This window comes from Cupriavidus sp. MPR-AND1C, assembly GCF_058809705.1.
This window is the reverse complement of record NZ_JBXASU010000008.1, coordinates 121140-138838: the sequence shown is the minus strand read 5'-3', so window position 1 is coordinate 138838 and position 17699 is coordinate 121140. Positions and strand designations below refer to the sequence as shown.

Annotated in this window: 17 protein-coding genes; 7 read left to right on the top strand and 10 right to left on the bottom strand. The window is 67.7% G+C overall.

What is annotated here, in order from left to right:
• The 6 genes from AC1RWI_RS07635 to AC1RWI_RS07610 form a co-directional block, all read left to right on the top strand.
• The coding region (locus tag AC1RWI_RS07635; RefSeq protein WP_492865472.1) for a type VI secretion IcmF C-terminal domain-containing protein at positions 1-1548 on the top strand (1548 nt) is incomplete at its 5' end.
• A gap of 46 nt (positions 1549-1594) precedes the next feature.
• Entirely contained in the window at positions 1595-3169 is a 1575-nt protein-coding gene (tssA, locus tag AC1RWI_RS07630; RefSeq protein WP_492865470.1) for a type VI secretion system protein TssA, read from the top strand.
• Positions 3170-3192: 23 nt separating this feature from the next.
• Positions 3193-5016: a type VI secretion system baseplate subunit TssF gene (gene tssF / locus AC1RWI_RS07625; protein WP_492865468.1), complete on the top strand. Its 1824-nt coding sequence runs from the start codon at positions 3193-3195 to the stop codon at positions 5014-5016.
• A gap of 71 nt (positions 5017-5087) precedes the next feature.
• Positions 5088-6065: a type VI secretion system baseplate subunit TssG gene (gene tssG, locus AC1RWI_RS07620; protein WP_492865480.1), complete on the top strand. Its 978-nt coding sequence runs from the start codon at positions 5088-5090 to the stop codon at positions 6063-6065.
• A gap of 59 nt (positions 6066-6124) precedes the next feature.
• Positions 6125-6730 carry a type VI secretion system lipoprotein TssJ gene (gene tssJ / locus AC1RWI_RS07615; protein WP_082055044.1) on the top strand — a complete coding sequence of 202 codons (606 nt, stop codon included), beginning with the start codon at positions 6125-6127 and terminating at the stop codon, positions 6728-6730.
• A gap of 178 nt (positions 6731-6908) precedes the next feature.
• Positions 6909-8309, top strand: a complete 1401-nt coding sequence (locus tag AC1RWI_RS07610) for an XAC2610-related protein (protein ID WP_492865465.1) — start codon at positions 6909-6911, stop codon at positions 8307-8309.
• A gap of 85 nt (positions 8310-8394) precedes the next feature.
• On the opposite strand, the gene AC1RWI_RS07605 is transcribed toward AC1RWI_RS07610, so the two are convergent.
• The 7 genes from AC1RWI_RS07605 to AC1RWI_RS07575 all read right to left on the bottom strand — a co-directional run bounded on the left by AC1RWI_RS07605 (position 8395) and on the right by AC1RWI_RS07575 (position 14069).
• Entirely contained in the window at positions 8395-9840 is a 1446-nt protein-coding gene (locus tag AC1RWI_RS07605) for an amidase (protein ID WP_492865478.1), read from the bottom strand.
• Between the two features lie 295 nt (positions 9841-10135).
• Positions 10136-10621 carry a cytochrome C gene (locus AC1RWI_RS07600; RefSeq protein ID WP_492865463.1) on the bottom strand — a complete coding sequence of 162 codons (486 nt, stop codon included), beginning with the start codon at positions 10619-10621 and terminating at the stop codon, positions 10136-10138.
• Between the two features lies 1 nt (position 10622).
• Positions 10623-11078, bottom strand: coding sequence for a c-type cytochrome (locus tag AC1RWI_RS07595; RefSeq protein ID WP_043353051.1), 456 nt, complete (start codon positions 11076-11078; stop codon positions 10623-10625).
• On the bottom strand, positions 11075-11596 hold the full coding sequence (locus AC1RWI_RS07590; RefSeq protein ID WP_492865460.1) for a methylamine dehydrogenase light chain: 522 nt from the start codon (positions 11594-11596) through the stop codon (positions 11075-11077). Before AC1RWI_RS07590 ends, AC1RWI_RS07595 begins: the two co-directional genes overlap by 4 nt.
• Before the next feature lie 28 nt (positions 11597-11624).
• Positions 11625-12212 carry a methylamine dehydrogenase accessory protein MauD gene (gene mauD / locus AC1RWI_RS07585; protein ID WP_492865458.1) on the bottom strand — a complete coding sequence of 196 codons (588 nt, stop codon included), beginning with the start codon at positions 12210-12212 and terminating at the stop codon, positions 11625-11627.
• Positions 12213-12219: 7 nt separating this feature from the next.
• Complete coding sequence (locus tag AC1RWI_RS07580; RefSeq protein ID WP_492865456.1) at positions 12220-12843, bottom strand: MauE/DoxX family redox-associated membrane protein; 624 nt, start codon at positions 12841-12843, stop codon at positions 12220-12222.
• Positions 12840-14069, bottom strand: coding sequence for an amine dehydrogenase large subunit (locus AC1RWI_RS07575; RefSeq protein ID WP_492865454.1), 1230 nt, complete (start codon positions 14067-14069; stop codon positions 12840-12842). Before AC1RWI_RS07575 ends, AC1RWI_RS07580 begins: the two co-directional genes overlap by 4 nt.
• A gap of 369 nt (positions 14070-14438) precedes the next feature.
• On the opposite strand from AC1RWI_RS07575, the gene AC1RWI_RS07570 reads away from it, so the two are divergent.
• Complete coding sequence (locus tag AC1RWI_RS07570) at positions 14439-14615, top strand: hypothetical protein (protein WP_170301757.1); 177 nt, start codon at positions 14439-14441, stop codon at positions 14613-14615.
• Positions 14616-14688: 73 nt separating this feature from the next.
• Here the strand turns inward: AC1RWI_RS07570 and AC1RWI_RS07565 are convergent, their stop codons facing one another.
• The 3 genes from AC1RWI_RS07565 to AC1RWI_RS07555 all read right to left on the bottom strand — a co-directional run bounded on the left by AC1RWI_RS07565 (position 14689) and on the right by AC1RWI_RS07555 (position 17629).
• Positions 14689-15051, bottom strand: coding sequence for a translation initiation factor Sui1 (locus AC1RWI_RS07565; protein ID WP_043353062.1), 363 nt, complete (start codon positions 15049-15051; stop codon positions 14689-14691).
• A gap of 130 nt (positions 15052-15181) precedes the next feature.
• On the bottom strand, positions 15182-16048 hold the full coding sequence (locus AC1RWI_RS07560) for an isocitrate lyase/PEP mutase family protein (RefSeq protein WP_492865452.1): 867 nt from the start codon (positions 16046-16048) through the stop codon (positions 15182-15184).
• Positions 16049-16930: 882 nt separating this feature from the next.
• On the bottom strand, positions 16931-17629 hold the full coding sequence (locus tag AC1RWI_RS07555; RefSeq protein WP_492865450.1) for a YceH family protein: 699 nt from the start codon (positions 17627-17629) through the stop codon (positions 16931-16933).
• Between the last annotated feature and the right edge of the window lie 70 nt (positions 17630-17699).

Genomic DNA, 17699 nt, shown 5'->3' with positions numbered 1-17699 from the left:
TTCGCCGATTACGCCGAGCGCTGGCAGGACTTCATGAACAGCCTGCAATGGGAGGCCGCGCCGACCCTGCCGGCCGCAATCGCGCAGCTCAAGCTGATGGCCGATGCGCGCCAGTCGCCGGTGATCGCGCTGATGAAGTCGCTCGAATACCAGGGCGGGGCCGGTGCCCGCAAGGATTCGCTGTCCGACACGCTGGTGGCCAGGACGCAGGACCTGCTGGGCAAGAAGCCGGCGGGGCCCGAGGTGGCGAAGCCCGACGCGGCGGGGCCGCTGGGCGCGGCCTTTGGCCCGGTGCTGCGGCTGGTGGCGCAGGGCCAGCCTGGCAGCGCCAACGCGGGCACCCATGCTGGCACCCATGCGGGCGCCAGCGGTGACCTGAGCCTGCAACGCTTTCTTGACCGCGCGACGGCACTGCGCTTGCGCCTGCAGCAGGTCGGCAACAGCGCAGATGCCGATGCGCAGGCCCGCCAGATGGCGCAGGCGCTGTTCCAGGGCAAGGGCTCGGAGCTGGCCGACACCCACGCCTATGCGCAGCTGATGGCGGCCAGCCTCGGCAGCCAGTGGGCGGGCATGGGCGAGACGCTGTTCGTGCGGCCCATCGCGCAGGCCACGCAGACGGTGCTGCAACCGGCGCAGGCGAGCCTGAACGACGCGTGGCGCCAGAGCATTGCGATGACGTGGAGCCGTTCGTTCGCCGGACGTTATCCGTTTGCCGACACCGCCAATGATGCCTCGCTGGTTGAACTGGCGCGCTTCCTGCGCCCGCACAGCGGCTTGATCGGGTCCTTCCTCGGCACGCAGCTGGCGGGCGTGCTCGAGCTTCAGGGCGACCAGTGGCTGCCGGCGGCCACCGGCGGGCAGGCGCAGTCCTTCGATCCGGCCTTCCTCAACGCGATCAACACCTTGCAGCGCCTGGCGGCGCACCTGCTGGCGCAGGGCGAGCCGCAATACCGCTTCGCGTTCAGGCCGATCCCGACCCCGGGCCTGATCGACACGCTGCTGACGCTCGATGGGCAGACGCTGCACTACTACAACCAGCGCGAGACGTGGCAGGCGATGACGTGGCCGGGCAAGACCCTGCAGGACCCGGGCACCCGGCTGCAGTGGCAGACCGAGCGCGCCGGCACCAGCAAGAGCTACGAGTTCGGCGGCCGCTGGGGCCTGGTGCGGATGCTCGAGCGGGCGCACATTGAACCGGTGGATAGCGCGAACTACCAGTTGACGTGGCAGGCGAGGCCGGAAGAGCTGGACAGGCAGGACGGGCAGGACGGGCAGGAAGCGCAGGAAGGGCCGAAGGCCGGTGCCGAGCGCCAGGCCGATGCGCACGGCCGGACCTTCGCCGAAGATCCCGACAGCCTGACCGCGCGCAGCGCCCAGGCGCCCGTTGCGGCGGACGTGACCTATCCGGTGCGCTACCTGATGCGCACCGAAGTCGGGCAGGGGCCGCTGGAGATGCTGGCGCTGCGGGGCTTTGTGCTGCCAACGCGGATCTTCGTGGGCCGGGAGCCGCAGGCGGCGGCCCGCGCCACACCCGGCCTGCGCAAGTAGAGACAGACAGGGACAAACGCAGACAGACAGGGACAAACGACAAATCATGTTCAACAACCTTCTCAACGCGCTCTTCGGCGCGCGTGCCCCTGCGGATCTGGCTCGCTCCACGCAGGCGCGCTGGGACCCATGGCTGCAGCCCATCCGTCCCGACGCCCCGGCCGGCGACGATCCGGGCTACGACGACGACTTCCTCGCCATCAAGGATGAGGTTGCCAAGCTGTCCGGCGTGAACGACACGCTGATCGTCGAGTCCGCCGAGCGGCTGCTCAAGCTGACCGCCAAGGACGCGCGCCTTGCCGTGTATTACGTCTACGGGCGCATGCGGCGCGATGGCGCCGAGGGCGTCGCCGCGGGCTTCGAGTTGCTGTCGGCACTGCTCGACCGTTTTGGCGCCCGGCTGCTGCCCGCCCGGGCCGAGAGCCGCAAGGCGGCACTCGAATGGCTGGCCGGCGCGACGTTCACGGACCGGCTCGACCGGGTGCCGGGCCTGGCCGGCGCGCCGCTGGAACGTACCCTGTCGGCGCTGGCGCTGATTCTCGAGCGCACGGCGCAGTGGCCGGAACCGGCGCGTCCGGCGCTGGATGGCCTCATCCGCCGCTTCGCGGGCCGGGTCGAGTCCCCTTCGGCCACCGGCAATCCTGGCGGGGACGCGCCATCCGGGCCTGCGGCCGCCTCGGTCCTGCCAGCCCCGGGCGAGGTGGCCTCGACACGTGATCTGCTGGATCGGGCGCGCCAGATGGCGCTGTACCTGCGCCAGCAACCGCAGGGCTACCTCGCGGCCTACCGCCTGATGCGCTGCGTACGGTGGGATACGTTGACCGAGATCCCGCCGCACGAGCACAGCGGCAAGACGCGCCTGGTGGCGCCGCGCGCCGAACTGCGCGCCCAGCTCAAGCGCCTGATGCTGCAAAAGCAGTGGCCGGAACTGCTCGACCGCATCGAGCAGGCCTTCGCCGAAGGCGCCAATCATTTCTGGCTGGACCTGCAGTACTACGCTTTCACGGCCCAGGATCAGGCAGGCGGCGCGTACGGCCGCGCGCGCGACCTGCTTGCCACCGACTGCGCACTGATGCTCGAACGCCTGCCCGGCCTCGATCAACTGGCTTTCACCGACGGCACACCGTTTGCGGATGACACCACGCTGGCGTGGATTGCGCGCCATGCCACCGTACGCGATGTCGAGCGCGGCGAGCCCATGGCGCCGGTATCGGTCGCGTCCGCCAGCACCGACTGGGCGGAGACGCAAGCCCAGGCGGCGGACCTCGCCGCCCAACAGAGCCTCGATGCCGCGTTCGCCTGGCTGCAGGGCCTGCCGGCGCCGGACGGCGAGCGCGACCGCTTCGTGCGGCAACTGGTGATGGCGCGCGTGGCCGAACGTGCGGCCCGGCCGGACACGGCGTTGCACTTGCTGGGCGCGCTCGAGAGGAACGCGCAACGCTTTGAGCTGGCCACCTGGGAGCCTTCGCTCGCGTTCGAGGCCAAGCAACAGCTGCTGCGGTTGCTCAAGGCCCGCATGACGCGCAAGGATGTGGACAAGGCCGCTCTTGCCCAGCGTATTGAAGCCCTGGTCGGCGATCTGACCGCCATCGACCCGGCCCGTGCCGTGGCCATCGCCTGACCGGCGAGTTAACTGAGAGCCCCATGACCGATCCCACCCAAGACAACGAAATCCTGCGCTACTACGAAGCGGAAATGCGCTACCTGCGCGAAGCCGGCAAGGAGTTCGCCCAGGCCTTTCCCGACCGTGCACGGATGCTCAATATTGACGGCATCGGCGAGCGCGATCCCCATGTCGAGCGGCTGTTCGAGGGCTTCGCCTTCCTGATGGGGCGGCTGCGCCATAAGCTGGACGACGAGCTGCCGGAACTGACCGAAGGGCTGGTCAGCATGCTGTGGCCGCACTACCTGCGGATGATCCCGTCGCTGTCGATCCTCGAGGTGTCCCCGAACACGGACACGTTGCAGCGCCACGAAACCCTGCCGGCCGGACTGGAGGTGCAGTCCGACCCTGTCCCGCTTGGCACGCAGGCCGCCGGCGGCAATGATGCCGTGCAATGCATCTACCGGACCACGCAGGCGGTCGATTTGTACCCGCTGCGCCTGACCGAGGCCAACGCCTATGCGCGCGAGGATGGCCGCTCGGTGATCCGGCTCAGGCTCGAAATACATGCGCAGGCACTGCGCGAGCAACTGGCGGTGCCGCGCCTGCGGCTCTACCTCCATGCCGACCGGCCATTGGCGCTGGCGCTGTATGCCGCGCTCACCGCCCGGGCGCAGGCCATGCAGGTGCGCATCCCCGGCTACCCGGCTGACCAGCCGGGCGTGCCCCAGGCAATGCCCGGCCTGGCGCTGGAAGCGGCCGGCTTCGACACGCAGGCGCGCCTGTGGCCCAAGCCGGACAATGCCTTTGGTGGCTACCAGCTGCTGCTGGAGTACTTCACCTTTGCCGAGAAGTTCATGTTCGTCGACCTGGTGGGGCTGGACATGGCCGCCATTCCCCCGGGCGCCGGGCACGTCGACGTGGAGGTGGTGCTGGCCAGGCCGTTCCCCGGCGACATGCGCTTCTCGGCCGAGAACGTGCGGCTCTTCTGCACGCCCATCATCAACCTGTTCGAACTGGAAGCCGACCCGATCACGGTCACGCACCTCGAGACCGAGTACCGGGTGCGGGCCATGGAGCAACACGGGCAGCATGTCGAAGCGTACTCGGTCGACACCGTGCGGGGCTTCGAGGCGGCGAACGGCGCGCGCTTCGAGTACGCGCCGTTCGCCGCCTTTCGCCACCGGGGTGGCATGCTGCGCCACGAGATGCCGGAGCGCTACTTCCACACCCGCATGCGCCGCGGGCCCTCGGGCAGGTTCGACACCTGGGTGGTGCTTGGCGGCCATGTCTGGGAGCAGCAACAGACCCTGCCCGAGGAGACGCTGTCGCTGTCGGTCACGGGCACCAATGGCATGCTGCCCCGCAAGGGTCTGCGCGAGGCCGGCATTACGCAGATGCGCAGCGGGTTCGCCAACATCAGCGCCGTGCGCAACCTGACCGCGCCGACCCTGCCGGTGTACCCGCCCACCGCCGAGCGCTTCCACTGGCGCGTGCTGTCGCATCTGGCGCCAAACTACCTGTCGCTGCTCGATGCCGAGGTCCTGCGCGGCAGTCTTGCACTCTACGACTGGACGCAAGGCGAGATGAACCGCCGGCGCATCGACGCCATCACGGACGTGCGGCACCGGCCCCTGCAAAAGCTCGTCAAAGGCGGCCTGCTGCGCGGCGTGGAGATCGAGGTATTGCTGGATAGCACCCGCTTTGCCGGCGAGGGCGACGTCGAGCTCTTCGGCGAGATGCTCAGCCGGTTCCTGGCGCTCTATGCCACGCTGAATCTGTACACCCGGCTGGTGATCGTGTCGCAGCCAAGCGGCAAGCGGCTCGCCTGGCCCGACAGCAAGGCAGAGGGGGCACCGTTTTGAGCCCGCCGAATCCGCCTGCAACCGGGGCGCAGCGCGCCTTGCTGCCGGCGCTGCTCGCCCGTGCGCCGCAGATGAACTTCTTCCGGCTCTGCGAACTGATCGAGTTGTCCGCGCCGCGGTGTCCGGCGCTGGGCACGACCGATTCCCCGGCCAATGAACCGGTGCGCTTCCGCTCGTATGGGCGGCTGGGCTTCCCGGGGCGGGAGATGTATGCGGTCGAGCACGACGGCGACCACCCCGAGCGAGCGCCGGTGGTGCGGACCACCTTCCTGGGCCTTTACGGCGTTGATGCGCGCATGCCGTCCTACTTCGTGGACGAGATCGCCCAGCGTCGCGACGGGGCAGAGCCGCTGGCGGCCTTCCTGGACCTGTTTCACCACCGGATCGTCACGCAGTTCTACCGCGTCGCGCGCAAGTACCGCTATCCGGTGGGCTTCCGGCGCGGCGGACAAGACGCCGTGTCGTGCTACCTGCTGAGCCTGCTCGGGCTGGGCTTCGGCAGGCCGGGTGCCGAAGAGAGCGTCCCCACACGCAAGCTGTTGTCGATGCTGGGGCTGGCCAGCCAGCGCACACGTACCTCCGAGGGCCTCGCCGGCGTGCTGCAGCATGCCGTGCCGGACGCGCGCATCACGGTGGAGGAGTTCTACCCCGTGTGGGTGCACCTCGACGCCACCGATCGGATGCCGCTGGGGGAAAGCTGTGTGCTCGGGCGCGGCTTTTATGACCGCGCAAACACCGTACGCGTGGTGATCGCGCCGCAGGCGCGCGACTCGGTGCTGGGGCTGATGCCGGGCCGTGCCCTGCACCGGGAGGTGACGGCGCTGTTGCGCTTCTACCTGGGCTATGAAGCGTGCGCGCATCTGGAGATGCATGTGAGGCCCGCGCTGATGCCGGCGCCGGCCCTGAATTCGGACCAGGTGAGCCTGGGCTACACCACGCAGCTCAGGCAATCCGACGAAGCCGAAGCCACGGGCGCCGGCGATGCCGTCACCCGTGTGCAGCTCGGCAACTGGCGCGGGCACAGCTCGGCGCAGCCAACGCAACGCTGAACCCGCACTGTCAATGAAACCAAGCAATACGCTACAGCAACACAGAGAGGATCAACACGATGAGGCGACAGCTTCGAAACGGCGCCCTACTGCTGGTTGCCACCCATATAGCCGGTTGCGGCGTGGGCCAGGCCGTCAAGGACAGCACGGTGGAGGCGGCGAAATGGGCCTTCACGACCCAGGTCAAGACCATGCGCCTCGATCTGACCAGCCGGTCGTCGTCAAATACAAGCGGCGCCGGGCAATCGTTGTCGACGGTGGTGCGGATCTACCAGTTGAAGACGCCGCAGGCCTTTGAACAACTGAGCTATGCGCAGTTGCAGACGAATGACCTCGTGGCCCTCAAGCCGGATCTGCTGGCGACCAAGGACGTCATCCTGCGCCCCGATGCGAGCGTGAGCCTGAGCGAGCCGATGCATGCCGAGGCGGAGTATGTCGGGGTCATCGCGCTGTTGCGCAGCCCCGGCAAGGAGACGGTCTGGAGGCTGGTGGTGCCGAAGAAGCAGTGGAAGAAGACCGATCCGGTCAGGATCGAGCTGCGAGGCAGCACGCTGGAGCTGGCGGGAGCCAGCTTTGATGGTCCCGGTGCTGCGGATGGCGCTGGCATTGCGCGTTTTGCCGGCACGCTCCGCGATAGTAAGTGCATTACACCGCATGTAAGCTAAGCTGCGGCTTATGACAGTTCGCAGGAGGACTTGGCAAGACGGCATGGCATCGAGGCAGTTGCTTGCGAGGCCATGCCAGCGCCTCCTTTGAACGGAAACGAATACCTGATTCCGGACTTTCAATGCCCGGGCCTTTTAGCCAACCGACTGCATTCCTGCAATTTCCCGACATATCGCCGTGCTGCTCCCCATTCGCTATAAGGCCACTTCTGCCACGTCTGCCACTACCGCCGCTCTGGCCCTTGCTCTCGCGTGCATGCATTCGGCTTTCGCGGCCGACTTCCTGGCGCCAGGCATTTATCGTGTCGAGCCAGACTCCCATCTGAGCCCGCCCAACAGAATGCCGGAGGCTGAGACAAGCCGCTTCAAGGAGCGCTTCGAGCACGCCTTGCCCAAGTCGGCGGATATCAGCTATGCCGTGGTGTCGCACGAACCCGGTTCGGACGGCAACAGGGTGCACTTTCTTGTGGACAAGGACTACAAGGCCGATGTGAACTCCGCGAACAAGCTATGCGCGGCCTACGCCTTTCCGGGCTGGAACGACTACTCGGCATCCCAGCCGTTCTGCCGAACCAACATCAGTAACGAGTCTGAGGTACCGCTGAGGCGGTGGACGGCGGCGGCGTTCACCGTGACCTGGCAGCCCAGGACGACGTACCTGAGCACCGAGACCATTCGGCCACAACGCAAGCCAACGGCCGACGAGGTCGGCGCTTGCGCGCTTGGCGTATGCAGTTCCGAGGCGTATGGCAAGGGGGTCGACCATTATGAGATGGCTTACTACACGGATGGCTTTGCACTCGACAGGGTCCGCCCTTACCGGACAATCTTGTATCTCGCCAAGGCGGTGCCACTGTTTGCCCAAGCCGAACGTGACACGATCCTGACCCGTCTCGACGCGGGGACTTATGTTCCCGTTCTCTCCATGGATGCGCAATGGTACGAAATCGAGCGCGTCGGGCGGGACGGCTCGATCACCCACGGCTGGATCGACCGCGACGATGCGGTCGCGGTGAATTGGGTTGAGCAACGTGCCAGAACCAGCAGTTTCCTGTTTCGCGTTGCATTTATCGAGGACGAGCTCACATCCGACTCTCCGCAGGCGGTCGCCATTGAAATCATCGACCGGAAATCCGGAGTTCGTACTCAGGTCATTCGTGACTTCGATTCCCATTCCCGCTTTGCGGCGTCCGTGGACACCTTGCGCGTGATCGACGCCAATTTCGACGGCCATCCGGACATTTCGATTCCTGGCTTGTCGGGAGGCGCCGGGCCGAACAGCACCGAGAACTTCTTCTTGTTCGACGCCGCCCGGCGACGGTTCGTTTTTGACGAGACCTTGTCGGGACTGTCGCAGATCGCCATCGACTCCCGCACGCGCTCCGTTCACTCGGCGCAGCGCAATAGCTGCTGCAGCCACTCGGCGCAAACCTACCGTTACGCCGGCAGAACGCTGACGCTGGTTTCGACCTGGGACGAAAGCCTGACGGCTGACGGCAAATGGCTGGAGACAACCATAGGCCGCACGCGCAATGGGAAGCTGCATTACCAGACACGACGAACAAAACCGGAGCGGTGATGCAACAGGGGTGGCGTGGCGCATCCCGCCTGCGGTTTGCGCGATGGCCCGTTGAATGCGCAAGCCTCAAGCCTCACGCGGTCCTTTACCCCATCATCGCCGACGGCAACCGCTTCCCCACCCAATCCCGCTCTTCTTCATAGGCCCGCGCCAGGCGCAACACCGACAGATCGTCCCGCGGCCGCCCAATCAACTGCATCCCCATCGGCAACCCCTGCGGCCCAAATCCCACCGGCACGCTAATCGCCGGACATCCCGACAGCGTCCAGGGAAACACCACTTCCATCCAGCGGTGATAGGTATCCATCTCGCGGCCGGCGATCTGCTTCGGCCAGGGCTGGTTCACATCGAACGGGAACACTTGCGCGGTTGGCACCGCGATGTAGTCGAACTGCTTGAACACGCCTAGCAGCGCTTGATACCAGGCGCTGCGCTCCATGCTGGCGGCATAGACGTCGCTTGCGCTGAGCTTGAGCATGCCTTCGATCTCCCAGATCGCGGAGTCCTTGAGCAGCGCGCGCTTGGCCGGGTCCTGGTAGAGGGGCAGCATGCCGTTGCCGGCCAGGAAATGACGGTGCACCAGCCAGGTCTTCCAGAGCCGTTCCGGCGAGAACGGGGGCTTGATGGCTTCCACCTGCACGCCAAAGGCCGGGAATGCGTTGAGGGCATCCTCGCACAGCGGCAGGATGCCGGCTTCCATGGGCAGGTAGCCGTCCCAGTCGCCCAGCCATGCCACGCGCTTGCCCTTGAGGTTGGTCTTCAGCACGTCGGCCACATTGGCCGGGGTGAGCGTGGCCAGCACCGGGTCCTGCGCGAGTGCCTGCGGCGTGCGCGCATCGGGGCCGGCCTGTGTGGCCAGCAGCAGGGCCACGTCGGCGACGGTGCGTGCCATGGGCCCTTCGTAGCCGAGTTGCTGGATAAAGACTTCCGGGGCGGGGCCGTAGGGCACGCGGCCGGCGCTGGGGCGCATGCCGTAGACGTTGCAAAAGCCAGCCGGGTTGCGCAGCGAGCCGCCGAAGTCGCTGCCGTCCGCCACCGGCAGCATGCGCAGCGCCAGCGCGGCGGCCGCGCCGCCGCTGCTGCCGCCGGCGGTGCGGCTTGCATCAAAGGGATTGCGGGTGGCGCCGTAGACGGGGTTGAAGGTTTGCGAGCCCAGGCCGAACTCCGGCGTGTTGGTCTTGCCGATCAGCACGGCGCCGGCGGCGCGTGCGCGCTCCACGATGATGGCGTCCGCCGTGGGCACGTTGTCCCGAAAGATGGGTGAGCCGAAGGTGGTGCGGATGCCGCGCGTGAGCGCCAGGTCCTTGGGGGCTTGCGGCATGCCGTGCATCCAGCCGGCGGAGCCGCCGGCGGCGAGGGCCTGGTCGCAGGCGGTGGCTTCGCGCAGCAGCACTTCGGGCTCACGCAGCGCGACGATGGCGTTGGCGCCGGGATTCACCCGTGCGATGTGGTCCAGGTAGGCCGCCATGACTTCGCGGGCCGACAGCTTACGGGCATGGATCTCGCGCGAGAGTTGCCAGGCCGGCATCATGACGATGGGGTTCGGGCCACCAGCCGAGGTGGCGGGGCCCGATGTGCCCGGTGCGCCGTTCTTGCCGGCGGGGGGCGCCGCGCTGGCGCCGCCGGAGGCGACGCCCGCGGCGATGCCGGCTAGCGTGGCGCCTGCCAGGTGGCCCAGCAAATGACGCCGCGAAGGTTGTCCGGGGGCGGGGCCATCGACGGCGTTGCGCGCATTGCCGCTATCACGGTCTGTGTTGCCTGTGGGGGTCATCGTGTCGTTCCTCGTTCCGGGTTTTTGTCCCGCGTCTTTGTTTTGCGTGAGTTTGTCACATTGGCCCGGGGCTCGCGCGGGCGGTCTTGTCCTGCGTCGGCGTTGCGCCACCGCCCAGGATCGCCGCGCGATGCGCGCTCACGTCGTCGAGCGGCTGGCGGCGATAGCGGCCCACCTCCTCGGTGCTGAACGCCTGCACGTCGTCGCGGCCGGTGAGCGCGGGCATCAGCCAGTTCATCAGCCCTGCGATCTGGGCGTCGCTCAGGGCGGAGGCCGAGGTGCCTGGCACCTGGATCAGGAACGCGCGCCCGGCCGGCGTGGCAAGCAGCAAGGGCATGGTCTCGCGCATGTCGGGGATGCCGGCCGAAGGCTTGCCGCGTGCATCGGGCTGGTGGCAGCCCGAGCAGTGCAGCAGGTAGTTGTCGCGCGCGTGGCGCAGCTCGGCCTGTGCGCTTGCGGTCGTGGCCAGCGTGGCCAGCGCCAGCAGGCACAGCCCGCGCTGCGCGGCCGCGCGCAAGGTGCGTGCGCTGCGCGATGCCATGCTATTGCCCCGCCTCGCGCAGCTTGCGCACGGCGCCCGGGGTCTTGCGCTCGGCGCGTGCGCGGGCCAGCGTATCGGTGCTCACGGCCTGCTCGGGCGCGCCGTTGCTCACCGCCAGCCACGACAGCACGGCGGCCAGCGATGCATCCGGCAATGTGGCGAAGCCGGGCATGACGCCGTTGAACGACTGGCCCTGCGACTGGATCGGGCCAGCGAGGCCGTGGGTCAGCACATTGGCCAGGTAGGCCTGGCCGGCCGGCGTAGCGAGCCGCTCGCGCAGCGCGCCGGCCAGCGGCGGCGCCACGCCGGCGATGCCGGAGGCATCGGCATTGTGGCAAGCGGCGCAGTGCGTGCCGAACAAGGCCTTGCCCTGGTCAGCCAGCGACTGCGCAAGGGCGATGCTTGCGGGCGCCACGCATGCCAGGCACAGCGCGAGGCGTGAGAGAGACCGTTTCATTCCTGGACTCCGAGAATGATCGAGGTGGTGCAATGGAACATGGTGCTGTCGTTGCTCATGCACCAGTTCACATCGTTGTGCACGCCCAGCCGGTAGCCCGGCCGCTCGCGCTCGTTGGTGTTGCACTCGCAGCGCCCGCAGGTGGTCTTGCCGCAGCAATCGTTGTAGCTGACCATGTAGTTCCTGCCGTCGGCCGGGTTGTGGCAGGTGCCGACCCACGACACGCGCGAGGGCTCGGTGCCGGGCGGGCAGGAGGTGGAAGTGCCGCCGCAGCATGCGCACAGAAAGCCATCCACCGCGCAGTACTTCCAGTAGTCGCAGGCGGTTTCGTCCTGCGCTTGCGGGCCGGCAGCCTTGCTGCCGTGTGCTCCCGCCGCATGCGCGCTGCGGTCGAAGGGCAGCACCGGCAGCGCCATCGTCCCCACCATGACCTTGCCGAGCGTGGCCAGCACGCTGCGCCGGCCCGTGCGCTGCGCCGCGCGCCGGGTCTGGTGTTCGAAGAATCGGTCCATCCACATGGGTTTTCTCTCCCTGTCTTCAGTGCTTTCAGGCATGCGTTTCGAGGAACTGCTGCACCGAGCCGACGTCAAGGTCCATCGCGGTGAACAGGCTCTCCAGCTGCTCGCGCGAGTTCACCAGGCCCTTGGCGCGCAGCGTGCCGCGCTCGTCCATCAGCACGCCGTACGGCAGCTTGCCAATCTGCAGGTGCATGCCGAGCTCGGGCGATAGCACATAGGGGAAGGCTGCCAGCCCGGCCTGGCGCAGGAAGGCCAGGTGCTCGGGCTGTTCGCCGTCGGAGGCGAGCACCACGCGCAGCCAGCCTGCCTCGCTGGCCTGCATCGACTTGAGTACCGGCAGCAGCTTCTTGCAGACCGGGCAGGTTGGCGAGAGAAAGAACAGCAGCGTGCTGCGCGGCTGCGCGCCACCCACCGCCACCGGGCCGCCACGCACGTCCTGCAAGGCAAAGGGCGGCAGCGCCTCGCCCACGCGCGGGCCGGCGTCGATCACCAGCGCGCCCATCGGCGCGACGCGCTCGAACAGGATGCCGACCTGGCGGGCCAGGGCATAGAAACCGAAGAGCAGCGCCAGCACGGCGATCCACAGCACGATATTGGCAATCACAAGAGCAGTCATGGGAGTCTCACGAGAGGGGGGAATGCGTAGGGTGGCTGGAAGCGAGGTGGCCGGTGCGGCGGGCAGCGCGGTCGGCATTGACCAGCAATTGCGTGGCGCCAAGCCAGAGCAGCAACAGCGCGAGCGCGCAAAAGCCGGCGGCGAGGGTGTCGAGCCGCGTGAACGCACGGGGGGCCGTGCCGTCCGCCAGTCTGGCAGCAGCGATCGCGGCCAGCACCAGCACCGCGAGCAGGCCAAGGTTGCGCAGCAGCAAGCCGTTGGATAGCCGCAGGTTGTCGGCGTCGCTGCCGCAGCCGCAGCGGATGTCGCGCCGCCCGCGCAGCAGGTTGATGCCCACCGCGCCGCTGGCTACCGCCACCACGCATGCCGCCAGCAGCGCCGCGCCCGGGTGCAGCGGCGCGGCAACCAGCGCCGCCACGCTGGCCGTCTCGGCGCCCAGGTAGGCAAGCGCAAGCGGGCGCGACCATGCGTCGGGCACCAGCCGGTAGGCGCTGACGGCGCCCCGGAAGCCGGAGAAGTCGCGCAGCTTGGGCCACAGGGAGTGCGCGAGCACCAGTGCGGCAGCGGCGGAGCATGCCGCCACCACGACCGGATCGCGCAGCACGTCGGAGACCACGGCGGCGGCGCTCATTGATGCAGCTCCAGCTGCACCGCGTTCTCCGCCACCTGGTCCAGGCGCGCCACGGGCTTGAGGCCCCGGGCCGGGTCCAGCGATACCACGCCGGCCCTGGCGGCGTCCAGCACATACAGCGTCGGCCGCGGCCCTTGCGTGACGGTGAGCGCCAGCGCGTTCTGCCCCGGCGCGCGGGCGATGCGCTTGTGCTGCGCCAGGTCGATGGTCCAGATCTCGGCGGCGGGGGTCTTGTGCGATCCCTCCTTGCTGCGCGGATGCATGCCCAGGTACAGGCGGCCCGTGGCTGCGTGCAGCGCGAACAATTGGTAGCCGCCCGGCTTCCAGCCTGCCTTGCGGTCCGCCGCGTCCACCACGGGCCAGGGCTGCGCAAAAACCGGCGTCTCGCCTGCGAGATCCGCGCTATAGACGTTGCCGTTGAAGGACACGAAGGTCAGCGTGTTGCCCGCGCGCTCGCTGTGCAGGAAGACCGGATCGGCATCGGGATCGAACATGCGCGCACTGCGCTTTTGCCCGCCGGGCTGGCCGGCGGCGTCATGCGTCACCGTCAGCATGGTGCCGTCGCTGCACAGGGTGCGAAAACGCTGGCTGGACGCCTCGGTGGCAAATATGCCCCAGCAGCCCGGGGTTTGTGCCTCCGCCACGAACTTGCCGGCCTGCAGGTCGATGATGCTGACCGAGGTGGCGGGCGTGGCATTCTGCACATAGAGGAAATGCCCGTCGGCGGATACCGCGGCGATGCCCCGGTAGTTCAGGGACTGTGCGTGCTTGGGCGGGATCACGATCTCGCTGCGGTAGGCCAGCGTGGCGGTGTCGTACAGGCTCACCACATCGGCCCGCTCGCCGCGCGCGAGCCGCGTGTAGAACGTGGAGATCACGTACAGCGTGCGCTTGTCCAGGGACAGCACGCTCTGGCCGCCGAACCCGGTCGGCACCAGCCCGAGGTAGCGCATGCGCTTGCCGTCCACCACGTGCAGGCGCCCGTCCACCATGTGCTTGAATGCCACATCGGAGATGTAGAGCCGGCCATCGTCGGCAGGCGCGAGTGGTTGCACGGAGAGGGTTTCCGGCTGCAGTTCGGCGGTGCTGGCGGCGTCGCTGGCGTTGGCGGCGTTGGCGGCGTTGGCGGCGGCTGGCAAGGCTAGCACGCTCAACATCGTCGCTGCGGCTACGCTGCGTACCACGCCAGGCCGTTGGGTGATGGCCCTGGTGCTTACTTCGTTCACTGGATGGCTCCTTGGGATGCGCTTTGCAATGGGGCCAGTCTACGAAGGGGGGCGGCGCGGGCGTTATCCGAAATCGGCAACGGCGGCACGGGGATATTCACCAATGCTGGCCGGGCTGCGCGGCACGCCATCCGGCATCAGGGCGAACCTGCACCACTGCTGTGCACGCAGCGCCATGCCAGGGGGCAAACGCCAGGGCGCAGGCTTATCCGTTTTCGGAAACGGAGCAGAATAGCCAGTGGGGATGAAGAGGGCGAAGGCGGCGTGGCCGGGGTGGCAAAAGCGGCGGCTAATGTGGCTGCGCAGCGGCGCCGGAACGGGCCGAGGCTGCCACCATGCTACGATCCGCGCCTTATACGGAGAAAGACGATGTTTTATACCTGCCAGAACCAGTCGTGCCAGACGCGTTGGGACCCCAAGGACGTCACGGTCAAGGACGAAGGCCAGGGCCCGCTGTTTCGCTGCCCGGTGTGCAACTCCCGCAACCCGGTCGTGCCCCAGCGCAAGTCCGACGGCACCATCGTCTACAAGCAGCGCACCCGCTAGGAGGCTGGCCAAGGGGCTGATCAAGGCCTTTCATGGCCTGTTCATGGCCAGTTCATGCGCCGGCCAGGGGCGCTCAGCCGCCGGCCCGCTTGACGGTCATCCCGCGCTGCTTGAGTTTTTCCACGACCGTGTCGCAGTGGTCGCCCTGGATTTCGATCACACCGTCCTTGACGGTGCCGCCCGAGCCGCAGGCGGCCTTCAGTTCCTTGCCCAACTGCGCCAGCGACAGCGCGTCCAGCGCCACGCCGCGCACCAGCGTCACGCCCTTGCCCTTGCGGCCCTTGGTCTCCCGCGACACCCGCACGATGCCGTCGCCTTGCGCGACCGGCCGCGCCTTGCCGCAGGTGCAGGCCGCCAGCGCATTGCCGCAGCCGGGGCACATGCGGCCGTGTTCGGTGGAGTAGACCAGCGAGCTGGCGGGTTTCGGGTGAGACATGACAGGCGTTCCGGGTGACGGGCTGGCTGGCGCAGCCCGGGGCAGGCAGCGTACGACAAGCGCGTGGCGCCTGCAAGAGGGCGACGGCGCATTTCAGGTGCCGCTTGCTGCCCTCGCCAGCGGCCGTGGCTCACTCGCCGTAGCGCTGCCCCTGCGCGATCAGCTCCGGCGTGCCGATGACGCCGTTCAGCCCGTCGAAATCCAGCATGGCATCGCGCATCGGCGCGGTGGTGCCATGTTCGAGCAGGCTGCCGTAGTAGCGCTTCATCTGCGCGCCGATGAAGCGCACCACGCCACCCGGGAAGATCACGATGCGAAAGCCCCGGCCGGCGAGTTCGGCAGCGCTCTGCACTGGCGTCTTGCCACCTTCCACCATATTGGCCAGCAAGGGAACGCGCCCGGCAAAGTGCGCGCAGACGCGAGCCATGTCTTGCTCGGTGCGCAAGGCTTCGATAAACAGCGCGTCGACTCCGCATGCCACATAGGCCTCGGCGCGTTCGATCGCCGCGTCCAGTCCCTCGATGGCCACCGCATCGGTGCGGGCCAGGATCAGGGTCCGCGACGAAGCGCGCGCGTCCAGCGCGGCCTTGAGCTTGCCGCACATCTCGGCTGGCGTGACAACGCGCTTGTTGTCCAGATGGCCGCAGCGCTTGGGAAAGGTCTGGTCTTCCAGCTGGATCATGGCCGCGCCGGCGCGTTCCAGCGTGCGCACGGTCCGGATCACGTTGAGCGCATTGCCGTAGCCGGTATCGGCATCGACGATCAGCGGCAGGTCGACGCGGTCGGTGATCCTGCCGACGATATCCACCGTCTCCGTGGCGGTGGTCAGGCCCACGTCCGAGCGCCCGAGCTGCGTGTAGGCCACGGCGGCCCCAGACAGGTAGAGCGCTTCAAATCCCGCTTGCGCGGCGACCAGCGCCGAGAACGCGTCGTAGACGCCGGGCACCAGCAGCACGCGCGGTTGGCACAGGCGGTCGGCGAGGGATGGAGTTGTCATTGGTTTTTTCGGTGTGGCGGCCCATGGCCGGCGTGGAAAACGCCGGCATGGTGCCTGCCCTTCGATGGGATGTGGTGCGCATGATAGCGAATGGCGAGCGAACACTCAGCTGCTGGCGCAAGGTGCGCCATGTCCATGCATCAGGGGGCGAAAGTGTCAGGGCGAAAGATGCCCGGGCCTTCGTTGAAGGCGCTCACCAGGCACGCGATGCCTGCATCGGGCCCGGGTGGCTTGACGGTGGGGCGCTTGTGCGGCGCCCCTTGCGCACTGTTGATGGCGCCGCCTAGCGCCCGGCAGGGCTCCCGTAAAACGCACCAGTGCGGGGATTCGAAACGATGTAGGTATTGCGTCTTGCCCAAGTCTGGGCAGCCATGAAGACTTCAGGCTCGCGCTGGCTCCAGTCACTCGTCATGAGTGGTGCAGCCTCCTGCTCCGTCGTGGCATACACGACGGCCTGGTGAAGGGCGGCCCGGCCTTGGCTTCCTGGAATGGTAATGGTGCGAATCGTCACGCGCATCGTCAAAGGCCTCAACGTGTTTGGACTGCAAAGTATGGCTGCCTTTCAAGGACAGATTTGTGACAGCGGAGTGTCTTGGTCTGCCCTGGAAGGCTGCGCCATGGGAGCTTGGCGAAGCCGTGACAATCTGGTTTGCGGCCTCGCGGTGAACAGGGAGCATTCATGCCCGATCATACGCGCAAGCACTAATCGGGCCAACGACATCTGTTGTGGCGCGTCGACAGGCCGGGAGCCGCGTGCGGCGGGCACCGTGGCCATGCGGTTTCCGGCGCGAGCGGGTTCGCGGCCGGCCCGGGTAAAAAATGGTCTATCAGGCACTCTTTCGCCGGCTGGAGAATGCGATCTCCTCGCGCCTGCGCTCGCGACTAAGGCGCCGCCTTGTCGATCGCAATGCCGAGTTCGCCCGCCATGCGCTCCACCAGCGCCTGAAGCCGGTTCACCTTTTCAGCCAGTTCCTTTTGCTCGGCCTTGAGCGACTCGAATTCGGAGGGCGAGATGCCATCGTCGGTGCCGCCGCGCTCGGGGATATCGTCCACGCTGACTTCGCCGCACAGCAGGTGCATCCAGCGGTTCTCTCGCCCGCCGGGAGCGCGCGGCAGCTTGACGACGAAGGGTGGTTCGGCGGCGGCCAGTTCTTCCAGGAATACCTCGACCGACGAGATGTCGGCAAATGCGTGCAGGCGCGCGGAGTTCAGCCTCAGCTCCGCGGCCGTCTGGGGGCCGCGCAGCAGCAGCGTGGTGAGCAACGCGACCGACTGGCTCGGCACGCCCAGCACGCGTTTCATGTTCTGCTCGAATCGCGGCACGCGGCTGCTGCTGCCTTCCATGGCCAGGCTCAGGCGCTTCAGGCCATCGATGGCAGTGAGGATCTCGGCCTCGGAGGCATTCATCACCGGTGCGCGCGCGGTCTTTTGGTTGCAGCCGGATGCCAGTGCGTTGAGCGACAGCGGATAGGTGTCCGGCACCGTATGCTGCTTTTCGACCAGCACGGCCAGCACGCGCCCTTCAAGCTGCGTCAGGGAACGGATGGCCGGGCGTGCGGGGGTGTCGGGATTGGGATTCATGAGTGGTATCGCTAGGTGAAGCTGCCTGCCCCGGGCTGATGCGCGGATCCGCGGATCGTGGGCCAGCCGG

Excerpts from the sequence above, each read along its gene's own strand:
- tssA (WP_492865470.1), top strand. The coding sequence starts at position 1,595 with ATGTTCAACAACCTTCTCAACGCGCTCTTCGGCGCGCGTGCCCCTGCG.
- tssF (WP_492865468.1), top strand. The coding sequence starts at position 3,193 with ATGACCGATCCCACCCAAGACAACGAAATCCTGCGCTACTACGAAGCG.
- tssG (WP_492865480.1), top strand. The coding sequence starts at position 5,088 with ATGAACTTCTTCCGGCTCTGCGAACTGATCGAGTTGTCCGCGCCGCGG.
- tssJ (WP_082055044.1), top strand. The coding sequence starts at position 6,125 with ATGAGGCGACAGCTTCGAAACGGCGCCCTACTGCTGGTTGCCACCCAT.
- AC1RWI_RS07605 (WP_492865478.1), bottom strand. The coding sequence starts at position 9,840 with ATGATGCCGGCCTGGCAACTCTCGCGCGAGATCCATGCCCGTAAGCTG.
- AC1RWI_RS07600 (WP_492865463.1), bottom strand. The coding sequence starts at position 10,621 with ATGGCATCGCGCAGCGCACGCACCTTGCGCGCGGCCGCGCAGCGCGGG.
- AC1RWI_RS07595 (WP_043353051.1), bottom strand. The coding sequence starts at position 11,078 with ATGAAACGGTCTCTCTCACGCCTCGCGCTGTGCCTGGCATGCGTGGCG.
- AC1RWI_RS07590 (WP_492865460.1), bottom strand. The coding sequence starts at position 11,596 with ATGTGGATGGACCGATTCTTCGAACACCAGACCCGGCGCGCGGCGCAG.
- mauD (WP_492865458.1), bottom strand. The coding sequence starts at position 12,212 with ATGACTGCTCTTGTGATTGCCAATATCGTGCTGTGGATCGCCGTGCTG.
- AC1RWI_RS07580 (WP_492865456.1), bottom strand. The coding sequence starts at position 12,843 with ATGAGCGCCGCCGCCGTGGTCTCCGACGTGCTGCGCGATCCGGTCGTG.
- AC1RWI_RS07570 (WP_170301757.1), top strand. The coding sequence starts at position 14,439 with ATGTTTTATACCTGCCAGAACCAGTCGTGCCAGACGCGTTGGGACCCC.
- AC1RWI_RS07565 (WP_043353062.1), bottom strand. The coding sequence starts at position 15,051 with ATGTCTCACCCGAAACCCGCCAGCTCGCTGGTCTACTCCACCGAACAC.
- AC1RWI_RS07560 (WP_492865452.1), bottom strand. The coding sequence starts at position 16,048 with ATGACAACTCCATCCCTCGCCGACCGCCTGTGCCAACCGCGCGTGCTG.
- AC1RWI_RS07555 (WP_492865450.1), bottom strand. The coding sequence starts at position 17,629 with ATGAATCCCAATCCCGACACCCCCGCACGCCCGGCCATCCGTTCCCTG.